The following is a 20,713-nucleotide window of genomic DNA, read 5'->3' on the forward strand; positions in this document are numbered from 1 at the left end:
TCAAGGCAAACAACAAGAACGGGAAACCACCCGCGCGAGGAGACTCTACATGTCCCGACATCAGCACATCCTGGCCTGGCTTGACGACGTGGCCAGCGACCTGCACACGATCCGTCACGATATCCACGCCCACCCGGAACTGGGTTTTGAAGAGAGCCGCACCTCGGCGCTGGTCGCCCGTCTGCTGGCGCAGTGGGGCTATGAAGTGCACACCGGCATCGGCAAGACCGGTGTGGTCGGTGTGCTGCGCAATGGCAGCAGCCCACGCCGGCTGGGCTTGCGCGCCGACATGGACGCGCTGCCCATACACGAAGCAACGGGCGCGGCCTACAGCAGCCAGCACCAAGGTTGCATGCACGCCTGTGGCCATGACGGGCACACCACCATGCTGCTGGGGGCGGCGCGCTACCTGGCGGCAACCCGGCAGTTCGACGGCACGCTGACGCTGATCTTCCAGCCGGCCGAGGAGGGCCAGGGCGGTGCCGAGGCGATGCTGGCGGACGGCCTGCTGGAACGCTTCCCCTGCGATGCGCTGTTCGGCATGCACAACATGCCCGGGCTGCCGGCCGGGCATCTTGGTTTTCGCGAGGGGCCGATGATGGCCTCGCAAGACCTGCTCACGGTGACCCTCGACGGGGTGGGCGGCCATGGCTCGATGCCGCACCTGACCGTAGACCCGCTGGTGGCAGCGGCCAGTGTGGTAATGGCGCTGCAAACCGTGGTGGCGCGCAACATCGATGCGCAGGAGGCTGCGGTGGTCACCGTCGGTGCCTTGCAGGCCGGCGAAGCGGCCAACGTGATTCCCCAACAGGCGCTGCTACGCCTTAGCCTGCGTGCGCTGAACGCCGAGGTGCGGGCGCAGACCCTGGAGCGGGTGCGGGCGATCATCGTCAGTCAGGCCGAAAGCTTTGGCTGCCGTGCCAGCATCGAACACCGCCCGGCCTACCCGGTGCTGGTCAACCATGCCGCAGAAAATGCCTTTGCCACGCAGGTGGGGGTGGAGTTGCTCGGTGCCGAGGCGGTGGATGGCAACACCCGCAAGCTCATGGGCAGCGAGGACTTCGCCTGGATGCTGCAGCGCTGCCCAGGTGCCTACCTGTTCATCGGCAATGGTGTATCGCGGCCGATGGTGCACAACCCGGCCTACGACTTCAACGACGAGATCCTGCTGACCGGTGCCGCCTACTGGGGCGCGCTGGCAGAGCGATGGCTCGCGCCCGCCTGACTGCCTTTTGACGACTGCCGCTGGAACCCGGGTGCGATCGCGCCTGGGCGATCACCCAATCATTGTGTGGAGTGTTTCCTATGCAGACTTCGAGCACTGGCGTGTCGCGTACCCGGCAAGTGGTGGCCGCCGTTATCGGCAACGCCCTGGAGTGGTACGACTTTATCGTGTACGGCTTTCTGGCCAGCATCATTGCCCGGCAGTTTTTCCCGTCCGACGACGAGTACGCCTCGCTGCTGATGGCCCTGGCCACCTTTGGCGTGGGCTTTTTCATGCGCCCGGTGGGCGGCGTGTTGCTGGGCATGTATTCCGATCGCAAGGGCCGCAAGGCGGCAATGCAGATGATCATCCGCCTGATGACCGTGTCGATTGCCATGATCGCCTTTGCCCCCGACTACCTGGCCATCGGCATGGCCGCGCCGCTGCTGATCGTGGTGGCGCGCATGCTGCAAGGGTTTGCCACCGGTGGCGAGTACGCCAGCGCCACGGCGTTTCTGGTGGAGAGCGCGCCGGCCCACCGCAAGGGCCTGTATGGGTCGTGGCAACTGGTGGGGCAGTGCCTGGCGGTGTTTTCCGGGGCGGCGATGGTGGCCCTGGTGACGCACTGGTGTTCGCCTGAGGCGCTGGACAGCTGGGGCTGGCGGATCCCGTTCGTGCTCGGCCTGCTGATCGGCCCGGTGGGGCTGTGGATTCGCAAGCATATGGAAGAGCCCGAGGAGTTCGTCGAGGCGCGCCGCCAGGCCAAGGGCCAGTCCCCCAGCCTGTGGCAAGTACTGCGTGAGCATCGGCGCAGCCTGTTGGTATCGATGGGCCTGGCCTGTGGCGCTACGGTGTCGTTCTACGTGGTGCTGGTGAACATGCCGACCTTCGCCCACAAGAACCTCGGGCTGCCACTGGACCAGGTGCTTTTGGTGCAGATGCTGGCCGTGGGGCTGATGACCGTGGTCATTCCGCTGTCCGGCGCGTTGTCTGACCGCCTGGGGCGCCGCCCCGTGCTGATGGCCTTTACCCTGGCGTTCTTCATAATGGTCTACCCGCTGTATGTGTGGGTGGCTGCCGCGCCATCCGTGGAGCGGCTGCTGGTGATGCAGCTGCTGTTGTGCACCGCCATCGGCGGCTTCTTTGGCCCGGCGCCGACCGCCCTGGCCGAGCAGTTCCCGGTCGAGGTGCGCTCCACCGGGGTATCGGTGGCCTATAACGTGGCGGTGATGGTGTTCGGTGGCTTTGCCCCGTTGATCGTCACCTGGCTTACCAAGGTACTCGGTACCCCGGTCGCACCGTCGTTCTACGTGCTGTTCGCCTGCCTGCTGACGCTGTTGAGTACCTATTGCCTGAAAGAAGCACCCCGGGCAGGCAAGCCCGCCACTTTCAACCTTGGAGTAAAACCGTGAAGCCGTTAGCCATCGACCCCATCGTTGCCCTCGATGCCGAAGCCTTGTCCCAGGCCATCCATGCCCGCCAGGTATCGTGCCGGGAGGTGATGCAGGCTTATCTCGCGCACATCGAGCGCTGCAACCCGCAGGTTAATGCACTGGTGTCGCTGCGCCCGGCCGAGGCAGTGTTGGCTGAGGCCGATGAACGTGACTGCGAGCTGAAGCGGGGCCATTCCCGCGGCTGGATGCACGGCATGCCACAAGCGATCAAGGACCTGGCTGCCACTGCCGGGCTGCGCACCACCCTGGGCTCGCCCTTATTCGCCGAACAGATACCTGAGCATGACGCCATCAGTGTGGCGCGGGTGCGGGCGAGCGGGGCGCTGATCGTTGGCAAAAGCAACGTGCCAGAGTTCGGTCTCGGTTCGCAAACCTATAACACCCTGTTCGGTACCACCACCAATGCCTACGACCCGCAGCGGGTGGCCGGCGGCAGCAGTGGCGGGGCGGCAGCGGCGCTGGCCATGCGCCTGCTGCCGGTGGCTGACGGCAGCGACATGATGGGCTCGCTGCGCAACCCGGCGGCGTTCAACAATGTGTTCGGCCTGCGCCCTTCGCAGGGCCGTGTGCCCCATGGTCCGGCACCCGAACTGTTCGTGCAGCAGCTGGCTACCGAAGGGCCGATGGGGCGCAGCGTGGTGGATGTGGCGCGGCTGTTGTCGACCCAGGCAGGCGTTGATGCACGGGTGCCGCTGTCGCTGAGCGAGGGCCGCCGCGATTTCGCTGCAGGGCTGCAGCGCGATTTTCGGGGTGTGCGGGTTGGCTGGCTGGGTGACTACAACGGCTACCTGCCGATGGATGACGGGGTGATGGGCCTGTGTGAAGCAGCGTTGGCCGATTTCGCCGAACTGGGTTGCCGGGTGGAGGCTTGCCAACCGGCATTCGACCCGGCGCGCTTGTGGCAATGCTGGCTCACCCACCGCCACTTCCTGGTGCACGGCAACCTTGGCGCGGCCTATGCCGACCCAGCCAGGCGCGCCTTGCTCAAACCCGAAGCACAGTGGGAGGTAGAGGGCGCCTTGCAACTGAGCGCGGCCTCGCTGTACCAGGCGTCGCTGGACCGCAGTGACTGGTACCGCGCCTTGGCACACCTGTTCGAACGTTACGACTACCTGCTGTTGCCGTCCGCCCAGGTGTTCCCTTTCGATGCAAAACTGGCGTGGCCGACGGCCGTTGGGGGCCGGGCGATGGACACCTACCATCGCTGGATGGAGGTGGTGATCGGGCCGACCCTGGCCGGTTTACCCAGCATCAGCGTACCGGTCGGTTTCAACAGCGACGGTTTGCCCATGGGCCTGCAAATCATAGGCCCGGCCCAGGCCGACCATGCGGTGTTGCAACTGGCGTACGCCCATGAACAGCTGACCCGGTGGGTTGAGCGGCGCCCGCCACCGTGCCTGCTGGCCTGATGAAAGCACTGGGCAGGCGCGGTTCTTGCTGGCTATGCTGACCATCCAGCTACAGGGAGGTCATACCCATGGGCATTACGGCAGACAGTGGCGGTGTGCGTTCGGTGGAGCGCGCACTGGCCATTGTCGACCTGCTGGGCGAGCATCAGGCACTGGGCCTGGAAGAATTGCATTACCTCACCGGCCTGCCCAAGGCCACGGCCTCGCGCATGCTCGCCACCTTGCAGGAGCAGGGCTGGGTCTACCGTGGCCTCAGCGACCGGCGTTATCGCCTGTGCGCACGGCGGCTGTTCGGTGACCGGCAGATGCGCTTCAAGCGGCGGCTGGTGGAAAGTGCTGCACCGCTGCTGCTGGACCTGAGCGAGCGCACCGGGCTGGTGGTGGACCTGTCGTGTTTCGACGGCGAGCGGCTGGAGGTGATGGAAAGCGCCATCCCTCAGGTATTGCGCAAGCGGTACCCGCATACCTGCCAGATCGTCGGGCACCATGCCAGCCTGTTTCACTCGGCGATGGGGCGGGCGTGCCTGGGTGAGCTGGCGGTCGATGAAGTGCAACGCCTGGCGGCCCATGAGCGGCTGCGCGATGACACGGTGCTGCGCAACATCGAAGAAGACGCGCACAAGGGCTTTGGCCAGCGCACCGAAGGGTACTGGGAGTACCCGGTGCGTTTGCCGTTCCTGATCCGCGCCATTGCGCTGCCGGTGCACGCCGAAGGGCGCCTGGCCGGGAGCATTGCCTTGCACTGGCCGCTGGATCAGGCACCGGTGGAACGAGTAATGAATTTGCACCTGAGCAGCCTGGCGACCACGGTAGACGATGTGCAGCGGGCCTTGGCGGGCTAGTGCTGACCTGTGCTGCGAAGAGGCCAGTGCAGGCCACAGCAAAAGCCGGCAGATGTCACTGGCCCTCCCGAAACCCGCTAGGGCTCACCCCCGCATGCTTGCGAAAGAACCGGCTGAAATACCCCACATCGGCAAACCCCAGCTCATGGGCGATCTCTTTCACGCTCAGGCTTGAATGCCCCAGCATGCGCTTGGCTTCCAGTACCAGCCGAGCATTGATCACGTTCATGGGCGTCATGCCCAGGTGCTCCTGACACAACCGCCCCAGTGTCGCCAGGGTCATGCCGAGCTCGGCAGCGTAGTCCGCCAGTGGCCAGTGTGCGCGGTAGTGCATGTCCACCAATTCACGCAAAGCGGTCAGCTGCTGGCTGCGCCTTGACACTGGGCGCTGCCCACCCTCGGGCATGTGCGGTTCATGGCGCAGCACCTGGATCAGCAGCGTCAACAGCAGGGCCATGCTGCTGGCCACATGCTCACGGGCGCGGTTGTGGTACTCCTCGCGCAAGGCCATGCACAGCGGCAGCAACGGGTCTTCGTCGGCTGCCCACGAAGGCAGTGCGATCACCTGGGGTTTGCGCACCTGCGCCAGCAGGTTGGGTGCCAGCACCTGGGCAATGCTTTCCAGTGGGTGCTGGGCGGCGGTGATCACCAGGCCCTCGACCTGGCCGGCCCAATGAAAACCATGCACCACTTGCGCCGGTACATACACCACGCAGGGTGCCTGCACCTGGAGCCGGTCACTGTCGAACAGCACCTCACCGCCGCCGCTCTGCAGGTACAGCAGTTGCAGCAAGCCTTCATGACGGTGCGCGGCAATTTCCCAGTTATGTGCGCCAGAACGTTGGGAGATCTGTTCCACATGCAGGGCTTCGTGCCACACCGGTCGGGCGGTTTCACCATACAGGGCGTAGTTGGGGATCTTGTTCATGTTGTTGTAATTGTTCTGTTCGGTACCTGGTTACTGTGCCACAGCTGCCTGCAGGCTTCAGGCGGCAGGACGAATTTTGTCGGGAATGTGGGGCTGGTTGCAGGTTTTGTCCATTCTGCCGGTGTGCCTGCCGGCCCTAGGCTGTGGCCCAGATGAAGCGACACTCTGGAGAGCAGCATGCACAACAACAAGATCCCCTCTCAATGGCTGGGCCTGGATTCGGCCGTATGCGTGGTAACCGGTGCCGCCGGTGGTATTGGCGCGGCGCTGGCCGGCGCCCTGGTCGCACAGCAGGCCCATGTGGTGCTGCTGGACCGTGACCTGGACAAATGCCGTGAACTGGCCGCCACCTTGGGCGAACACAGTGTCGGAGAGGTCAGCGCCTTGGGCTGCGACATCGCCGACCCGGCCAGCGTGGAGCAGGCCGCAGCCCAGGTTCAGGCGCTGCACGGGCGCTGCGATGTACTGGTCAACAATGCCAGCGTGCTGCGCCCCGGCGCGCTGGACGTGCTGAGCCTGGAGCAATGGAACCAGGTGCTGGCGGTCAACCTCACGGGCTACCTGGTGTGTGCCCAGGCCTTCGGCCGTTCGATGCTGGCCCGTGGCCGAGGCCGTATGGTGCACGTGGCCTCGATCGCCGCGCATTACCCGCAACCCAATAGCGGTGCCTACAGTGCGGCCAAGGCCGGGGTCAGCATGCTGTCGCGCCAGATTGCCGTGGAATGGGGGCCACGAGGTGTGCGCAGCAACGCAGTCTGCCCAGGGTTGATCCGCACTCCCTTGTCTGCCGCGTTTTATGCCGACCCGCAAATCGAACGCCAGCGCAGCGCCATGACGGCCAACCAGCGTATTGGTGAACCACAGGATATCGCTGACGCTGTGCTGTTCCTGGCCAGCCAGCGCGCCGACTACATCAATGGTGCAGAGCTGACCGTGGATGGGGGGCTCGAGAGCATGCCCATGGCGCTGATCCCGCGGCCAGGCTTTGAGGGGGTACGCGCATGACCACACGTAACTGCGATGTGCTGGTGGTCGGGGCGGGTGCGGGTGGCCTGGCGACCGCCATTACTGCAAAGAAGCAGGGCCTTGACGTGATCGTCATCGAAAAGGACGACTGCTTTGGCGGTACTACGGCGTTTTCCGGCGGTGTGTTGTGGGTGCCTGGCAACCGGCACGCTGGCAACGACAGCCCCGAGGCGGCCATGACCTACCTGCGCAACGAAACCGGGGCCTGCTTTGACGCGGCCGGGGTCGAGGCGTTCTTGCGCTACGGGCCGCAGATGGTGGACTTTTTCGAGCGGGAAACCGCCGTGAAGTTCGTGCCCACGCTGTACCCCGACTATCACCCACAAGTCGAAGGGGGCGTCGATGTGGGCCGTTCGATACTGGCCGCACCTTACGACATCCGTGGCCTGGGGCCGGACATGGCACGCCTGCGCCCGCCGCTGAAGACCATCACCTTCATCGGCATGATGTTCAACTCGTCGAATGCCGACCTCAAGCACTTCTTCAACGTCACCCGCTCGTTGACCTCGTTCGTGTACGTGGCCAGGCGCCTGCTCACCCACCTGAAGGAGCTGGCCCTGTATCGCCGCGGTACCCAGGTGACCAGCGGCAATGCCTTGGCGGCGCGCCTGGTGCGCTCGGCGCTGGACCTTGGCATCCCGATTCTCACCGGCACCCCGGCGCGGCAGCTGCTGCGCGACGGTGGGCGGGTGGTGGGGGTACTGGCCGGGCAAGGCGACAGCGAACAGCGTATTCAGGCACGCCGCGGGGTGGTGCTGGCCTGTGGCGGGTTCTCCCATGACTTGCAGCGGTTGCGCCAGGCCTACCCGCATGTGCGCCGTGGCGGTGAGCATTTTTCCCCGGTGCCAGCGGGTAATACCGGCGATGGTGCCCGCATGGCGGAGGCGTTGGGTGCCAAGGTCGATATACGCCTGCAAGCGCCAGCTGCCTGGATGCCGGTGTCGAAGGTGCCGGTGGGTGGCGGGCGATACATCGCCTTTCCGCATCTGCTGGACCGCTACAAGCCGGGCGTGATCGGTGTATTGCGCTCTGGCCGGCGTTTCACCAACGAGTCCAACTCCTACCACGACGTGGGCGCAGCGCTGATCGAAGCCTGCGCCGGCCAGGCAGAAACCGCCATGTGGCTGGTGTGCGACCGCCGTACGCTGGCCAAGTACGGCCTGGGCTTTGCCAAACCTGCACCAATGCCACTGGGGCCATTGCTGCGTAACGGTTACCTGCTCAAGGGCAAGACCTTGGCCGAGCTGGCAGGCAAGGCCGGCATCGATGCGCAAGGGCTGGAGCGGACCGTGCGCGATTACAACCTAGGCGCAGTGCAGGGCGAGGACCGCCAATACGGCCGCGGCAGTAACAGCTTCAACCGCTACCTGGCCGACCCTCAGCAACAGCCCAATCCGTGCGTGGCGCCGGTGGGCGAGGGGCCTTACTTTGCCGTGAAGGTCATCATGGGCGATCTGGGCACCTTCGACGGGCTGCGCACCAGCGTGGTCGGCGAAGTGCTGGCCGCCGACGGGCAAGCCATCGAAGGGCTGTATGCGGTGGGTAATGACCGCGCCAGCATCATGGGCGGCAACTACCCCGGTGCCGGCATTACCTTGGGGCCGATCATGACCTTTGGCTACATCACCGGGCGCCACCTGGCAGGTGTCGAGCAGGGGCTGGCGGCAGCGAGCAAAGCGCGGGAGGTAGCGTGATGGACAAGGCTGTGGTCGATCACCGCATCTACACCATTCGCCCGCGCTGCATGGCGGCCTTTATCGAAGCCTTCGACCAGTTGGCGATGCCGATCTTGCTGCGCCACCTCGGCGCACCGCTGGCGTTCTACACCAGCAGCATCGGGCCGCTGAACCAGGTGGTGCACCTGTGGGGTTATGACAGCCTGGATGACTTTGAAAAGCGCAGCGCGGCGCGGGATGCCGACCCGGATTTTGCCGCTTATCTGCATGCCACCCGTGACCTGGTAGTGGCGCAGGAAACCCGGATCCTAAGGCCTGTCTCTCTACATAGTCTCGACAGGCAGTGATGTTGGCTGTGCCGGCGATTGGGCCGCAACGCGGCCCCGAAACACCGTCATAAAAACAACAACAGGTGATACCCATGAACAACACACTCGACGTGCGCCAACTGATCGACCAGCAACCCATCGGCCGTTACCAGAAATGGGTGGTGTTCCTCGGCTTTCTGATCATCGCCCTGGACGGCCTGGATGTGGCCATCATCGGCTTCATTGCCCCCCAACTGAAAAGCGACTGGGGCCTGGGCGCGCAAAGCCTGGGCCCGGTTTTGAGCGCAGCGCTGATCGGCCTGGCCCTTGGCGCTTTGATCGCCGGCCCCTTGGCTGACCGCTACGGACGCAAGGCAGTATTGCTGTACAGCGTGCTGCTGTTCGGCATCTGGACCCTGGCCTCGGCTTTTTCCCCGAACCTGGAAACCTTGGTCGTGCTGCGCTTTCTTACTGGCCTGGGCCTGGGGGCTGCAATGCCCAATGCCAGCACCCTGGTCAGCGAGTACGCCCCGGCGCGCAGCCGCTCGCTGCTGATCACACTGGCGTTCTGCGGGTTCTCCCTGGGGGCAGCGATGGGTGGTTTCGTCAGCGCCTGGATGATACCCAACCTGGGTTGGCGCAGTGTGCTGGTGCTGGGCGGGGTGTTGCCGCTGCTGGTCTTGCCGCTGCTGTACTGGCGCCTGCCAGAGTCGGTCACCTTCCTGGTCAGCAAGGGCGCAGATCGCCAGCGCATTCTGGCCATTGTCCGCCGCCTGGCCCCCGACCATGTCAACGCCGACAGTACGTTCGTCATGCCCGCCAAGCGCCAGGGCACTGACGGTGCGATTGGCACCATCCTCTCGCAGCGCTATCGTTTTGGTACCTGCATGCTCTGGGCTGGCTATGTGCTGGCGCTGTTCCTGGTCTACCTGTTCAGCGGCTGGCTGCCGACGCTGGTGAAGGAGGGCGGTGGTTTTTCGGTGTCCGAAGCAGCCATTGTCACGGCCTGCTTCCAGATTGGCGGCCCGGCAGGGGCGATTTCAGTAGGCTGGGCCATGGACCGCTGTAACCCTCAGCGCGTATTGATGCTGACTTTTCTGTTCAGTGGTGCGGTGATTTTCACGATTGGCCAAGTGGTGGGGGATTTCGCCTGGCTGTGCGCCATTGCCTGCGCCGTGGGCTTTGGGCTGAATGGCGCAAGCGTTGGCATGAATGCATTGGCCGCAGCTTTTTACCCCACTGAGGCACGGGCAACCGGGGCCAGCTGGATGAGCGGCATTGGGCGCATTGGTGCCGTGCTCAGCGCCTTCGCCGGGGCTCAGATGCTGGCATTGGGCTGGAGCTTTGCGCAAGTGTTTGCATCATTGCTGATCCCTGCCGGGCTGGCGGCATTGGCGGTATGGCTGCAGGGGCGCAATGCTGCGCTACGGTTTAACGCTCAAGGCTGTACATCCGGCACTCCGCCAGCAGCGCCAGCAGGTTCGGCTCCCGCTCCCTAGCCTTCAGGAACACCACGCCTATATGTTGCTGCAAGCGGTATTGCGGCTTCAAGGCAATCAGCCTGACGCGGTTTTCGTACACCGCCGCAATGCGCCCGGGCAGCAGGGCAAAGCCCACGCCCGAGCTGACCATGCTCAGCAGGGTGAAGATGTCGTTCACCTGCATGGCCACCTTGGGCTCGAAGCCGGCCTGCTGGAACACCCGCGCGCCATCGCGGTGGGTGGCGAAGCCCTGGGTCAGGGTGATGAAGGTGGAGTCGGCGAGGTCGGCCAGGTCCACCTCGGCCTGCCCGGCGAAAGGCGAGTCGGTTGGCACAGCAAGGAAGATATCATCGGAGAACAGCGGCAGTTGCTCGCATGCCGGGTCGCTGATGCTGTCGTCGAGCGACACAAGGATAGCTTCCAGCTCGTGGTTTTTCAGGCGCTGCAGCAGGTCGACGTTGGAGCCCAGGGTAAGGTCGATGTTCAGCTCGCTGCGGCGCAGTTTCAGCCCCATGACCAGTTTGGGCACGGTCTTCACCGTCAGCGAGTAGAGTGCGCCCAGGCGGAAACGCTCGGCGTAGAAGCCGGCGGCTTCACGGGTCTGGCGGACCATCTGCTCGGCGTCCAGGATCAATTGCCGGGCTTTCTTTTCCAGCACGTAGGCGCTTTCCAGCGGGATCAGCTGGCGGCCTTCGTGCTTGAACAACGGGCAGCGCAAGGCGCTTTCCAGTGAGTGGATGGCCCGGTGCACGCTCACGGCGCTGGTGGACAACTCAACCGCCGCGCGGCCGAGGTTGCCCGTGCGCATGAAGGCAAGAAAGGTTTCCAGCTTTTTGAGGGTCAGTTCTTCGTCGATGAGCATGGGGGCCTGGGTGAGTATGGCGATAGAGTTATGGGGTGTTTGAGATCGAGCGCCGCCCGCCCGGCGCATCGCGAGCTGCGCTCGCTCCTACGTTTGTTCCGGGCCAATTAATCCTGTGGGATTTGCGCGCGAACGCGTTGGTGCATGGCTCGATATCGTGTCGTACGAACAGGGCGGTCGCGCGCGTTGGCGCAGGTGTTACTGGCCCGAAACAAACGTAGGCGCGGGCGCAGTTCGCGATGCGCCGCGCGGGCGGCGCTCGATCTCAAACACACCCCACACCTCAAGCCATACGCTCGATCAACGCCCACAATGCCGGGTCATTGAAATCATTCACGACCAGCCTGGCACCCGCCTCCAGCAACCGCTGCGGCGTCTGTGTCGTCGCCACGCCCACGGTAAATATCCCCGCGCCACTGGCGGCCGCAACCCCCGGCAATGAATCCTCGAAGGCCAGCGCCTGGCCGGCCTTGGCGCCCAGTTGCTGCAGGCCGGTGAGGTAGGGCAGCGGGTCTGGCTTGGGCCGCGCCAGCTCCTCGGCTACCAGCACATGCTCGAAATGCTGCCCAAGGCCCATGGCATTCAGCATGTGTTCGGCGTTCAGCCGCGGTGCGTTGGTCACCACGCACATGCCGATGTCATAGGCCTTGGCATGCGCAAGCAGGCGCAAAAGGCCTGGCATCGGGTCAAGACATGGCGACAAGTCGCGAAACAGCGCCTCCTTGCGATCGGCCAGTGCCCGGCACTGTTCGACGCTCGCGCCGCTGAACAGCTCGGCGAACAACTCGCCGTTGGCGCGGCCACTGACCTGGGCATCGAACTGCGCCTGGCTCAGTTCGCGGCCGTCATGCTCACGCAGCAGTTGGCGAAAGGCCTGCAGGTGCAGGGTATCGGTGTCGGTGAGGGTTCCGTCGAGGTCGAACAACAGGGCGGTGAGCATGGGGTATCCAGATCAAGAAAACACAAGCCTTGGGATCATAACCAATGCTGGCGACAAAGGGGGCTGTTCAGCGTGCTCCGAAAAGAGTACAAATGTGCTCCATGGACACTCTTACCCCCAAACGCCGCGCCATTTTCGAATTCATCCGCGAGCGCATTGCCGAGCACAGCCAGCCACCGAGCCTGGCCGATATCGCCACGCGCTTCGGTTTTGCCTCGCGCAGCGTCGCGCGCAAGCACATTACCGCCCTGTGCCAGGCCGGTTACATTGATGTCACGCCCAACCAGGCGCGGGGCATTCGCCTGGCCGAACCGCTGCGCCGGCCGGAAATCCTGGAAGTGCCGGTACTGGGCCAAGTGGCGGCAGGTGCCCCCATTGGTCCGGACCTGGATATCCACGAACAGCTCCTGCTCGACCCCAGCCTGTTCCGTCGCACCCCTGACTACCTGCTTAAAGTGCGTGGCGATTCGATGATCGACGACGGCATCTTCGACGGTGATCTGGTCGGCATCCTTCAACAGGCCGACGCCCGCGATGGCCAGATCGTGGTGGCGCGCCTGGACGGCGAAGTCACCATCAAGCGCCTGCAACGCCTGGGCAGCGGGTACCGGCTGTTGCCACGCAACCCGGCCTATGCACCCATCGATGTGAAACCCGACCAGGCGTTTTTCATCGAAGGCGTGTTCTGCGGCTTGCTGAGGCGTGACTGATGGGCGCGGTGGTCGACCTCGACAGGCTGCTCGACCAGCGCCGTGTCTGGCGCGGGCGGCAGGCCCAGGCACGGCCACTGGGGTTGCAGCCGACCGGTCATGCTGCCCTCGACGCGCGCCTGCCTGAAGGTGGCTGGCCGGCGGCGGCACTCAGCGAGTTGCTGCTGGCCAACCCCGGTTGCGGCGAGTTGCAACTGCTATGGCCCACACTGGCGCGGCTTAGCGCCGAAGGCAGCCGGGTGGTGCTGGTGGCGCCGCCCTTCATTCCTTACGCACCGGCCTGGCAGGCAGCGGGGGTGGACCTGCGCTGGCTGGTGCAGGTGGACGCCGCCCCCGCCGATGCCCTGTGGGCCGCCGAACAGTGCCTGCGCTCGGGCAGTTGCGCGGCGGTGCTGTGCTGGCCTGAACGTGCCGATGACCGTGCCTTGCGGCGTTTGCAGGTGGCCGCAGAAACCGGCCAGGCGCTGGCATTCGCCTGCCGGCCGCATCAGGCAGCACACAACCCCTCGCCAGCAGCACTGCGCGTTGCCGTCGACACCCGTCCGGCACAGTGGCGTGTGCTGAAAAGCCGGGGCGGCATGCCACCGGCGCTGCCCATCGCCTGCCCTGGGCGGGGCTGATGCCCCATGCTTTGGGCCTGCATCCTGCTCCCGCAGCTGGCGCTGGACACCGTCCTGCGGGAGCGTGACGACCCCGACACACCCTTGGTGCTGGTTGGCGGGCCTAGCCAACGTCGGGTATTGCAAGCGGTCAGCCCCGCAGCGGCTGCACTCGGGTTGCGGGCAGGGCAGACCCTTACGGCGGCACGTGCCCTGGCAGAGGGTTTTACTTGCGTCGAAGCCGACCCCAGGCGCATCGAGCAGGTTCAGCAATTGCTGGCAGCCTGGGCCTATCGCTTCAGTGCCCAGGTCAGCCTGCATTACCCGCGGGCTTTGCTCCTGGAAGTGGGGTCCAGCCTGCAACTGTTCGGCCCCTGGCCGTTGTTCGAGGCACGCCTGCGCCAGGAGCTGGCAGATTTGGGGCTGCGTCAACGCATCGTCCTGGCCAGTAACCCGGTAGCGGCGCGCATGCTTGCCAATGGTCATGATGGCTTGGCCTTGAGCGACGCCGACGCCACCCGTGCGGCACTGCTGGGCATGCCCATCACCCGTATCGGCCTGCCGGCAGATGCCGCCGAGGCGTTTGCCCGCATGGGCCTGCGGCAGTTGGGCCAAGTACTGGCCTTGCCGCGCGATACAGTGGCCCGGCGCTTTTCGGCCCAGGTGCAGTTGCACCTCGACCAGTTGCTTGGCCTGCGCAATGCGGGGCTGGACTTCTACCAGCCACCGGACCGCTTCGAAACCCGGCTGGAGCTGAACTTCGACGTTGAGTCGCACCAGGTGTTGTTGTTTCCGCTGCGGCGTATGCTCAACGACCTTGCCGCTTTCCTCGCCGGGCGCGACTGTGGCGTGCAGCGTTTTTGCCTGCACCTGGAACATGCCGAAGGGCCTGATACCCTGCTGCAGGTAGGCCTGCTGGCGGCCGAACGCGATGCCGCCATGCTGTTCGAACTGGCCCGTGGGCGCCTGGAGCCGCTGCGCATTCCCGCCCCTGTACGCAACCTGCGGCTGGTTGCCGAAGACCTGCCGCCCTTTGTACCGCAGCATCAGGCGTTGTTCGACCCACGCGCGCAGCAGGCACAACCCTGGGAACAATTGCGCGAGCGGCTGCGCGCTCGCCTGGGGGATGAGGCCGTCAAGGGGCTGAGCGCGGCAGCCGATCACCGCCCCGAGTGCGCCTGGCAGCTGACCGAGGAAGGCGCCCAAGGCAGTATGACGGTGGCTCCGGGCAGTCGCCCGGGCTGGCTGCTGCCAGCCCCGATGGCGCTGGACGCCAGCAGCTACCAGGTACAGGGCCAGGCCGAACGCATCGAGTCGGGCTGGTGGGATGGCGGCGACGTGCGCCGGGACTACTACCGCATCGAAACCCGTGACGGCCTGCGCGGCTGGGCCTACCGCGACCTCGGCCAGGCCGGCCCGCTGTGGCTGCAGGGCTGGTTCGCATGAGCACGCCGGGTTATGCCGAGTTGCATTGCTTGTCCAACTTCAGCTTCCAGCGCGGGGCGTCGAGCGCTGACGAGCTGTTCAGGCGTGCACGCGAACAAGGCTACCAGGCCCTGGCGGTCACTGACGAGTGCACCCTGGCCGGCATCGTCAGGGCCTGGCAGGCCGCCAAGGCCCATCAGCTGCGGCTGATCGTAGGCAGTGAGGTGCGGCTGCAAGAAGGCCCCAAGCTGGTGCTGCTGGTCGAGAACCTGGCCGGTTACCAGAGCTTGTGCGCGTTGATCACCCGGGCCCGGCGGCGGGCGCAAAAGGGCGAGTACCAGCTGTTTCGCGACGACCTGCAGCAGCACCATCAAGGCTTGCTGGCGCTATGGGTGGCCGATGACTGCGCCGATATGGCCACCGGGGAGTGGTTACGCAGTGTGTTCAGCGAGCGCTTGTGGCTGGCGGTGCACCTGCATCGAGGCAGTGACGATACCCAGCGTCTGCAGCACTTGCGTGGCCTGGCCGCTGAACTGGGTATCCGCGCCGTGGCCTGTGGCGATGTGCACATGCATGTGCGCGGTCGGCGTGCCTTGCAGGATTGCATGACTGCCATCCGCCAGCATTGCCAGGTAGCCGAGGCCGGGCGTTTTCTGTTTGCCAATGGCGAGCGGCACCTGCGCAGCCAGGCACAGCTGGGCGAACTCTATCCTGCCGACCTGCTGGCCGAGACCCTGGCCATTGCCGGGCGCTGCCAGTTTGACCTGAGCCAGCTGCAATACCAGTACCCGCGCGAACTGGTGCCCCAGGGCCATACCCCGGCAGGCTGGTTGCGTGAACTGTGCGAACAGGGGTTGCCGTTACGCTGGCCAGACGGGCCGGGTGACAAGGTGCGCGAAGTGCTCGCCACGGAGTTGGCGCTGATCGAGGAACTCGGTTACGAAAGCTACTTTCTGACCGTGCATGACATTGTCGCCTTCGCCCGCAGCCAAGGCATTCTGTGTCAGGGCCGCGGCTCGGCGGCCAATTCGGTGGTGTGTTTCGTGCTGGGCATTACCGAGCTCGACCCCCTGCAGCATCGCCTGCTGTTCGAGCGCTTCCTGTCGCGTGAACGCAACGAGCCGCCGGATATTGACGTGGACTTCGAGCACGATCGGCGCGAAGAAGTGATCCAGTATGTGTTTCGACGCTATGGCCGGCATCGTGCGGCGCTGACGGCGGTGGTCAACACCTACCACGCCGCCGGGGCTGTGCGCGATGTGGCGCGGGTATTGGGTTTGCCGGTGGACCAGGTGGATGCCTTGGCAAAATGCTGTGGTCGCTGGAGCGACCGTATTCCCGATGACCAGCGCTTGGCCGAAGCCGGCTTTGAGGCCAGCAGCCCTTCACTGCGGCGGGTACTGGTGCTGGCGGGCGAGCTGATCGGCTTCCCCCGGCACCTGTCGCAGCACCCGGGCGGCTTTGTCATCTCCCAGCAACCGCTCGACCAGCTGGTGCCGGTGGAGAATGCCGCGATGGCGGAGCGCACGGTCATCCAGTGGGACAAGGACGACCTGGACATGGTCGGCCTGCTCAAGGTCGATGTGCTGGCGCTGGGCATGCTCAGTGCCTTGCGCCGCTGCTTCGACTTGCTGCAGCGCCATCGGGGCCAGCACCTGACCCTTGCCACCATCCCCAGCGAAGACCCGGCCACCTACGCGATGATCAGCCGTGCCGAGACCATGGGGGTGTTCCAGATCGAGTCGCGTGCGCAAATGGCCATGCTGCCTCGGCTGCAGCCCAAGACCTTCTATGACCTGGTCATCGAAGTGGCGATTGTGCGCCCTGGGCCGATCCAGGGTGACATGGTGCACCCGTACCTGCGCCGGCGGCTGAAGCAGGAGCCCGTCACTTATCCCTCACCGCAGCTCAAGGAAGTCTTTGAGCGGACCTTGGGCGTGCCGCTGTTCCAGGAGCAGGTAATGGAGCTGGCCATGGTTGCCGCCGACTACACACCGGGCGAGGCCGACCAGCTTCGGCGCAGCATGGCGGCCTGGAAACGCCACGGGGGCCTGGACCCGCACCGCGAGCGGCTGGTGCGAGGCATGCTGCGCAATGGATACGAACTGGCGTTTGCCGAACGCATTTTCGAGCAGATCAAGGGTTTTGGCAGCTATGGCTTCCCGGAGTCGCACGCGGCCAGCTTTGCCTTGCTGTGTTATGCCAGCAGTTGGCTGAAGTGCCATGAACCGGCGATCTTCACCTGCGCGCTGGTCAACAGCTGGCCCATGGGCTTCTATAGCCCTGACCAGTTGCTGCAAGAGGCCCGGCGCCAGGGTATCGAGGTGCGGCCGGTAGATGTCTGCCACAGCGAATGGGACTGTACCCTCGAGCCTGATGCTCAAGGCACATTGGCCATTCGCATGGGTTTGCGCCTGGTGCGCGGGTTGGCTGAGGCTGATGCCAGGCGGCTGGAGCAGGCGAGGGCTCAACGGCCATGGCGCGATGTCGAGGACCTGTGCCTGCGTGCCGGGCTCGACGCACGGGCCCGAGCCCGGCTGGCCGATGGCGGGGCGCTGCGAGCCTTGGCCAGCGATCGTCACCAGGCACGCTGGCAGGTGGCGGCGGTGCAGCCGCAGCTGCCGCTGTTCACTGATGTGCAAGCGGTGCCTGAAACGCCAGTGGACTTGCCTGTGCCCACCGTAGGCGAAGACCTGATGGCCGATTACCAGGCGCTGGGCACAACGCTGGGGCCGCATCCGCTGGCACTGTTGCGCTCACGCCTGAGGGCGCTGGGGTGTCGCAGCTCCAGCGAGCTGCAGGGTGTCGAGCATGGCGACAACATTGCCGTGGCCGGGTTGGTGGTGGGGCGGCAACGGCCCCAGACAGCCAGCGGAGTGACCTTCGTCACCCTGGAAGACGAGCACGGGATGGTCAACGTGGTGGTGTGGCGGGACATTGCCGAACGGCAGCGGCGGGCGCTGGTGGGGGCGCAGCTGCTCAAGGTGAGTGGGCGGCTGGAGCAGGAGAACGGCGTGCGGCACCTGATAGCACGGCGGCTGGAGGATGTGACCCCGTTGCTGCAAGGGCTGGATGTGCGCAGCCGGGATTTCCACTAACCCCCGGCCCTACCAAAAGCCGTGATGCTCGCGTATTCCTTGTGGGAGCGGGTTCACCCGCGAACACGGGCGAAGCCCGTGCCATCCACCGTGTTGCCTTCTTCGCGGGTAAACCCGCTCCCACAGGGGCCGCTCACGATTTCAGATTGGCAAGATAAAGACGATTCACGGCTCGCCAGTTACACCATCGCCAACCGCTGCTTGCGCGTCGGTGCCGGGAACGCCCGGTCGATTGCCCGAAGGTCTTCGCTGTTCAAGGTCAGCGCACCTGCGGCTGCATTCAGCCGCACATGCTCGGGCGCCACGGCCTTGGGGATGGCGATCACTCCGTCATTACGGGTCACCCAGGCCAGGCTGACCTGGGCTGGCGTGGCGCCATGGCGCTCGGCGATTTCTGCCAGCACCGGGTGCTGCAGCAAGCGCCCGGCCTGGGCCAGCGGGCAGTAGGCCATGGTCGGCAACGCGCGCTTTTCGCACCACGGCAGCAAGTCGAACTCGATGCCACGCTGAGCCGGGTTGTACAGCACCTGGTTGGTGGCACAGTCAGGGTTGTGCAGTTCGCGCAGGTCGTCGAGGTCGAAGTTGGACACGCCCCAGCGCTTGATCTTGCCTTGTTCGCGCAAATGCTCGAAAGCTTCGACGGTTTCTTCCAGCGGGTGCTGGCCACGCCAGTGCAGCAGGTACAGGTCGATGCAGTCGGTACCCAGGCGTGTGAGGCTGCGCTCGCAGGCGGCCGCCATACTGCGTCGGCCGGCATTGTGCGGGTACACCTTGCTGACCAGAAACACTTGGTCGCGGCGCCCGGCAATGGCTTGGCCAACCACGTCTTCCGCCCCACCTTCGGCGTACATCTCAGCGGTGTCGATCAGGCTCAGGCCCAACTCAATGCCCTGTTGCAACGCCGCCACCTCGGCGGCTTTGCGGCCAGGGTCCTCGCCCATGTACCAAGTGCCCTGGCCGATGGCCGGAACGCTCGAACCTGCCAGTTTCACGTAACGCATGTCACCTCCCGGATGCGGGTATTGGAAAGCACAACCTCAAGCAGCGCTTGCGCTGCAGTGGAAAGCTTGTGTTCGCTGAGGGCAATCACGCCGATGCGCCGCTCGACCGTGGGCTCCACCAGGGTGACGCAGCGGGCGCCGAGTTCCTGCATCTGGTTGATGCACAGCGCCGGTACGGCACTGACCCCCAGGCCGCTGGCGACCATTCGGCCGATGGTTGCCAGTTGGTGGCTCTCGAAAGCCACGGCCAGTTTGCCGTGGTGGGCGGCCACATTCTGCTCCATCAGCAGGCGTACCGCCGAAGGGCGTTGCAGCGCCACGAAGTCCTCGGCCATCAGCTGTGCCCAACTGACCTGTGGCAGCAGCGCCAAAGGCGAGTCTGCGGGTACCACCGCGACAAAGCGGTCCAGGTACAACGGGTGGAAGTCCAGCCCGTCGATGTTGTCCGGCTCGAAGCCGATGCCCAATTCGACGCGGCGATGGCGTACCAGTTCCAGCACCTGTTCGTTGATCACGTCATGCACCGTGACATTGACCTTGGGGTAGCACTGGCGAAATACCTTGAGCGAGTGGGGCAGCAGGTTGCCGGCAAAGGCCGGCATGGCCGCCACCGACACACGGCCCAGTTGCAAGGTGAAGCGTTGGCGCAGCATCTCTTCCGTGTCGTCCCAGTCTGCCAGCAGGCGCCGTGCCAGCGGCAGCAACACTTCGCCCTCGGCGGTCAGGCTGACGCTGCGCGTGGTGCGGCTGAGCAGGGCGCCGCCGAGGTTTTCTTCCAGGGCCTTGATGGTCAGGCTCAGGGCGGGTTGCGAGATATGCAGGTGTTCCCCGGCCTGGGCAAAGCTCTGGTACTTGGCCACGGCGACAAAGGCACGCAGTTGCTTGACGTTCATGACAGGCCTATTGTCTGTTTTGTAAAAGTTATCAATCGATGACGAAAACAAAATTAACAAATCAGTCGCGTGCGGTGAAGATGTCTGCACACGCTCACCGACAGCCTCGTCGGTTCTACAACTACAAAAGGCGGATCAGCATGGCCGGACTGGACAAGCGCGTTGCAACCTATGAACAGGCCCTTGAAGGCCTGACCGACAACATGACAGTACTGGCCGGTGGTTTTGGCCTGTGCGGCATCCCGGAAAACCTCATCAGCGAAATCAAGCGACGCGGCGTCAAAGGCTTGACCGTGGTGTCGAACAACTGCGGCGTTGACGGCTTTGGCCTGGGCGTGTTGCTGGAAGATCGTCAGATTCGCAAGATGATTGCCTCCTATGTGGGCGAGAACGCCGAATTCGAACGCCAGCTGCTCAGTGGTGAGCTGGACGTGGAGCTGACCCCGCAGGGCACCCTGGCTGAGAAGATGCGTGCCGGCGGCGCCGGGATCCCGGCGTTCTACACCGCCACCGGCTACGGCACCCCGGTTGCAGAGGGCAAGGAAGTGCGCGAGTTCAAGGGCCGCAAGTACATCCTCGAAGAAGCCATTACCGGTGACTTCGCCATCGTCAAGGGCTGGAAGGCTGACCACTACGGCAATGTGGTGTACCGCAATACTGCGCAAAACTTCAATCCGCTGGCGGCCACCGCCGGCAAGATCACTGTGGTCGAAGTGGAAGAGATCGTCGAACCCGGCGTGCTGTTGCCCAGCGAAATTCACACCCCGGGCATCTATGTGGACCGTGTCATCGTCGGCACCTTCGAAAAACGCATCGAAAAGCGCACCGTCAAGGCCTGAGCGCCATCCACCAGAACA

General features: G+C 64.8%; 18 protein-coding genes. 13 read left to right on the forward strand and 5 right to left on the reverse strand.

Going from position 1 to position 20,713, the window contains the following annotated elements:
- Positions 1-49 precede the first annotated feature (49 nt).
- The 4 genes from CKW35_RS04930 (at position 50) to CKW35_RS04945 (ending at position 4,909) form a co-directional block, all read left to right on the forward strand.
- Positions 50-1,225: a M20 aminoacylase family protein gene (locus CKW35_RS04930; protein ID WP_016487287.1), complete on the forward strand. Its 1,176-nt coding sequence runs from the start codon at positions 50-52 to the stop codon at positions 1,223-1,225.
- Positions 1,226-1,305: 80 nt separating this feature from the next.
- A complete protein-coding gene (locus tag CKW35_RS04935; RefSeq protein ID WP_095115318.1) occupies positions 1,306-2,616 on the forward strand; it encodes a citrate-proton symporter in 1,311 nt (436 codons plus the stop codon).
- The gene (locus CKW35_RS04940; RefSeq protein ID WP_095115320.1) at positions 2,613-4,067 is read left to right on the forward strand and encodes an amidase; all 1,455 of its coding nucleotides are present in this window, start codon (positions 2,613-2,615) and stop codon (positions 4,065-4,067) included. The genes CKW35_RS04935 and CKW35_RS04940 overlap by 4 nt, the downstream gene beginning before the upstream one ends.
- Positions 4,068-4,135: 68 nt before the next feature.
- Positions 4,136-4,909, forward strand: coding sequence for an IclR family transcriptional regulator (locus CKW35_RS04945; protein WP_016487284.1), 774 nt, complete (start codon positions 4,136-4,138; stop codon positions 4,907-4,909).
- A 55-nt stretch (positions 4,910-4,964) separates the two neighbouring features.
- Here CKW35_RS04945 and CKW35_RS04950 read toward each other — a convergent pair whose 3' ends face one another.
- On the reverse strand, positions 4,965-5,837 hold the full coding sequence (locus tag CKW35_RS04950; protein WP_016487283.1) for a helix-turn-helix domain-containing protein: 873 nt from the start codon (positions 5,835-5,837) through the stop codon (positions 4,965-4,967).
- A gap of 177 nt (positions 5,838-6,014) precedes the next feature.
- On the opposite strand from CKW35_RS04950, the gene CKW35_RS04955 reads away from it, so the two are divergent.
- The 4 genes from CKW35_RS04955 (at position 6,015) to CKW35_RS04970 (ending at position 10,346) form a co-directional block, all read left to right on the forward strand.
- Positions 6,015-6,842 carry an SDR family NAD(P)-dependent oxidoreductase gene (locus CKW35_RS04955; protein ID WP_016487282.1) on the forward strand — a complete coding sequence of 276 codons (828 nt, stop codon included), beginning with the start codon at positions 6,015-6,017 and terminating at the stop codon, positions 6,840-6,842.
- Positions 6,839-8,557 carry an FAD-dependent oxidoreductase gene (locus tag CKW35_RS04960; RefSeq protein ID WP_095115322.1) on the forward strand — a complete coding sequence of 573 codons (1,719 nt, stop codon included), beginning with the start codon at positions 6,839-6,841 and terminating at the stop codon, positions 8,555-8,557. Before CKW35_RS04955 ends, CKW35_RS04960 begins: the two co-directional genes overlap by 4 nt.
- Positions 8,557-8,886, forward strand: coding sequence for an NIPSNAP family protein (locus CKW35_RS04965; RefSeq protein WP_095115324.1), 330 nt, complete (start codon positions 8,557-8,559; stop codon positions 8,884-8,886). Before CKW35_RS04960 ends, CKW35_RS04965 begins: the two co-directional genes overlap by 1 nt.
- A 74-nt stretch (positions 8,887-8,960) precedes the next feature.
- Positions 8,961-10,346, forward strand: a complete 1,386-nt coding sequence (locus CKW35_RS04970) for an aromatic acid/H+ symport family MFS transporter (RefSeq protein ID WP_016487279.1) — start codon at positions 8,961-8,963, stop codon at positions 10,344-10,346.
- On the opposite strand, the gene CKW35_RS04975 is transcribed toward CKW35_RS04970, so the two are convergent.
- Positions 10,279-11,190, reverse strand: coding sequence for a LysR family transcriptional regulator (locus tag CKW35_RS04975; protein ID WP_016487278.1), 912 nt, complete (start codon positions 11,188-11,190; stop codon positions 10,279-10,281). The two genes, CKW35_RS04970 and CKW35_RS04975, sit on opposite strands and share 68 nt — an antisense overlap.
- Before the next feature lie 283 nt (positions 11,191-11,473).
- Positions 11,474-12,130 carry an HAD family phosphatase gene (locus CKW35_RS04980; protein ID WP_095115326.1) on the reverse strand — a complete coding sequence of 219 codons (657 nt, stop codon included), beginning with the start codon at positions 12,128-12,130 and terminating at the stop codon, positions 11,474-11,476.
- A gap of 92 nt (positions 12,131-12,222) precedes the next feature.
- On the opposite strand from CKW35_RS04980, the gene lexA reads away from it, so the two are divergent.
- Genes lexA through CKW35_RS05000 form a run of 4 tightly spaced genes read left to right on the forward strand, consistent with a single transcriptional unit; the run spans position 12,223 to position 17,962 of the window.
- Positions 12,223-12,840, forward strand: coding sequence for a transcriptional repressor LexA (gene lexA / locus CKW35_RS04985; protein WP_016487276.1), 618 nt, complete (start codon positions 12,223-12,225; stop codon positions 12,838-12,840).
- Positions 12,840-13,460 carry a translesion DNA synthesis-associated protein ImuA gene (gene imuA / locus CKW35_RS04990; protein ID WP_016487275.1) on the forward strand — a complete coding sequence of 207 codons (621 nt, stop codon included), beginning with the start codon at positions 12,840-12,842 and terminating at the stop codon, positions 13,458-13,460. Before lexA ends, imuA begins: the two co-directional genes overlap by 1 nt.
- Before the next feature lie 6 nt (positions 13,461-13,466).
- Complete coding sequence (locus CKW35_RS04995; protein ID WP_095115329.1) at positions 13,467-14,885, forward strand: DNA polymerase Y family protein; 1,419 nt, start codon at positions 13,467-13,469, stop codon at positions 14,883-14,885.
- Positions 14,882-17,962: an error-prone DNA polymerase gene (locus tag CKW35_RS05000; protein WP_070086427.1), complete on the forward strand. Its 3,081-nt coding sequence runs from the start codon at positions 14,882-14,884 to the stop codon at positions 17,960-17,962. The genes CKW35_RS04995 and CKW35_RS05000 overlap by 4 nt, the downstream gene beginning before the upstream one ends.
- A 179-nt stretch (positions 17,963-18,141) precedes the next feature.
- Here CKW35_RS05000 and CKW35_RS05010 read toward each other — a convergent pair whose 3' ends face one another.
- On the reverse strand, positions 18,142-18,963 hold the full coding sequence (locus CKW35_RS05010; protein ID WP_016487272.1) for an aldo/keto reductase: 822 nt from the start codon (positions 18,961-18,963) through the stop codon (positions 18,142-18,144).
- Entirely contained in the window at positions 18,951-19,856 is a 906-nt protein-coding gene (locus CKW35_RS05015) for a LysR family transcriptional regulator (protein ID WP_016487271.1), read from the reverse strand. Before CKW35_RS05015 ends, CKW35_RS05010 begins: the two co-directional genes overlap by 13 nt.
- Positions 19,857-19,996: 140 nt before the next feature.
- On the opposite strand from CKW35_RS05015, the gene CKW35_RS05020 reads away from it, so the two are divergent.
- Entirely contained in the window at positions 19,997-20,695 is a 699-nt protein-coding gene (locus CKW35_RS05020) for a CoA transferase subunit A (RefSeq protein ID WP_016487270.1), read from the forward strand.
- The last annotated feature ends 18 nt before the right edge of the window (positions 20,696-20,713 follow it).

The sequence above is a fragment of the Pseudomonas sp. Irchel 3F3 genome (assembly GCF_900187545.1).
GTDB lineage: Bacteria > Pseudomonadota > Gammaproteobacteria > Pseudomonadales > Pseudomonadaceae > Aquipseudomonas > Aquipseudomonas fortuita.

What these genes read in the sequence shown, in the direction of transcription:
- imuA (WP_016487275.1), top strand. Translation starts at nt 12,840, where the DNA reads ATGGGCGCGGTGGTCGACCTCGACAGGCTGCTCGACCAGCGCCGTGTC.
- CKW35_RS05000 (WP_070086427.1), top strand. Translation starts at nt 14,882, where the DNA reads ATGAGCACGCCGGGTTATGCCGAGTTGCATTGCTTGTCCAACTTCAGC.
- CKW35_RS04975 (WP_016487278.1), bottom strand. Translation starts at nt 11,190, where the DNA reads ATGCTCATCGACGAAGAACTGACCCTCAAAAAGCTGGAAACCTTTCTT.
- CKW35_RS05010 (WP_016487272.1), bottom strand. Translation starts at nt 18,963, where the DNA reads ATGCGTTACGTGAAACTGGCAGGTTCGAGCGTTCCGGCCATCGGCCAG.
- CKW35_RS04960 (WP_095115322.1), top strand. Translation starts at nt 6,839, where the DNA reads ATGACCACACGTAACTGCGATGTGCTGGTGGTCGGGGCGGGTGCGGGT.
- lexA (WP_016487276.1), top strand. Translation starts at nt 12,223, where the DNA reads ATGTGCTCCATGGACACTCTTACCCCCAAACGCCGCGCCATTTTCGAA.
- CKW35_RS04965 (WP_095115324.1), top strand. Translation starts at nt 8,557, where the DNA reads ATGGACAAGGCTGTGGTCGATCACCGCATCTACACCATTCGCCCGCGC.
- CKW35_RS04950 (WP_016487283.1), bottom strand. Translation starts at nt 5,837, where the DNA reads ATGAACAAGATCCCCAACTACGCCCTGTATGGTGAAACCGCCCGACCG.
- CKW35_RS04970 (WP_016487279.1), top strand. Translation starts at nt 8,961, where the DNA reads ATGAACAACACACTCGACGTGCGCCAACTGATCGACCAGCAACCCATC.
- CKW35_RS05015 (WP_016487271.1), bottom strand. Translation starts at nt 19,856, where the DNA reads ATGAACGTCAAGCAACTGCGTGCCTTTGTCGCCGTGGCCAAGTACCAG.
- CKW35_RS04955 (WP_016487282.1), top strand. Translation starts at nt 6,015, where the DNA reads ATGCACAACAACAAGATCCCCTCTCAATGGCTGGGCCTGGATTCGGCC.
- CKW35_RS04930 (WP_016487287.1), top strand. Translation starts at nt 50, where the DNA reads ATGTCCCGACATCAGCACATCCTGGCCTGGCTTGACGACGTGGCCAGC.
- CKW35_RS04980 (WP_095115326.1), bottom strand. Translation starts at nt 12,130, where the DNA reads ATGCTCACCGCCCTGTTGTTCGACCTCGACGGAACCCTCACCGACACC.
- CKW35_RS04935 (WP_095115318.1), top strand. Translation starts at nt 1,306, where the DNA reads ATGCAGACTTCGAGCACTGGCGTGTCGCGTACCCGGCAAGTGGTGGCC.
- CKW35_RS04945 (WP_016487284.1), top strand. Translation starts at nt 4,136, where the DNA reads ATGGGCATTACGGCAGACAGTGGCGGTGTGCGTTCGGTGGAGCGCGCA.
- CKW35_RS04995 (WP_095115329.1), top strand. Translation starts at nt 13,467, where the DNA reads ATGCTTTGGGCCTGCATCCTGCTCCCGCAGCTGGCGCTGGACACCGTC.
- CKW35_RS05020 (WP_016487270.1), top strand. Translation starts at nt 19,997, where the DNA reads ATGGCCGGACTGGACAAGCGCGTTGCAACCTATGAACAGGCCCTTGAA.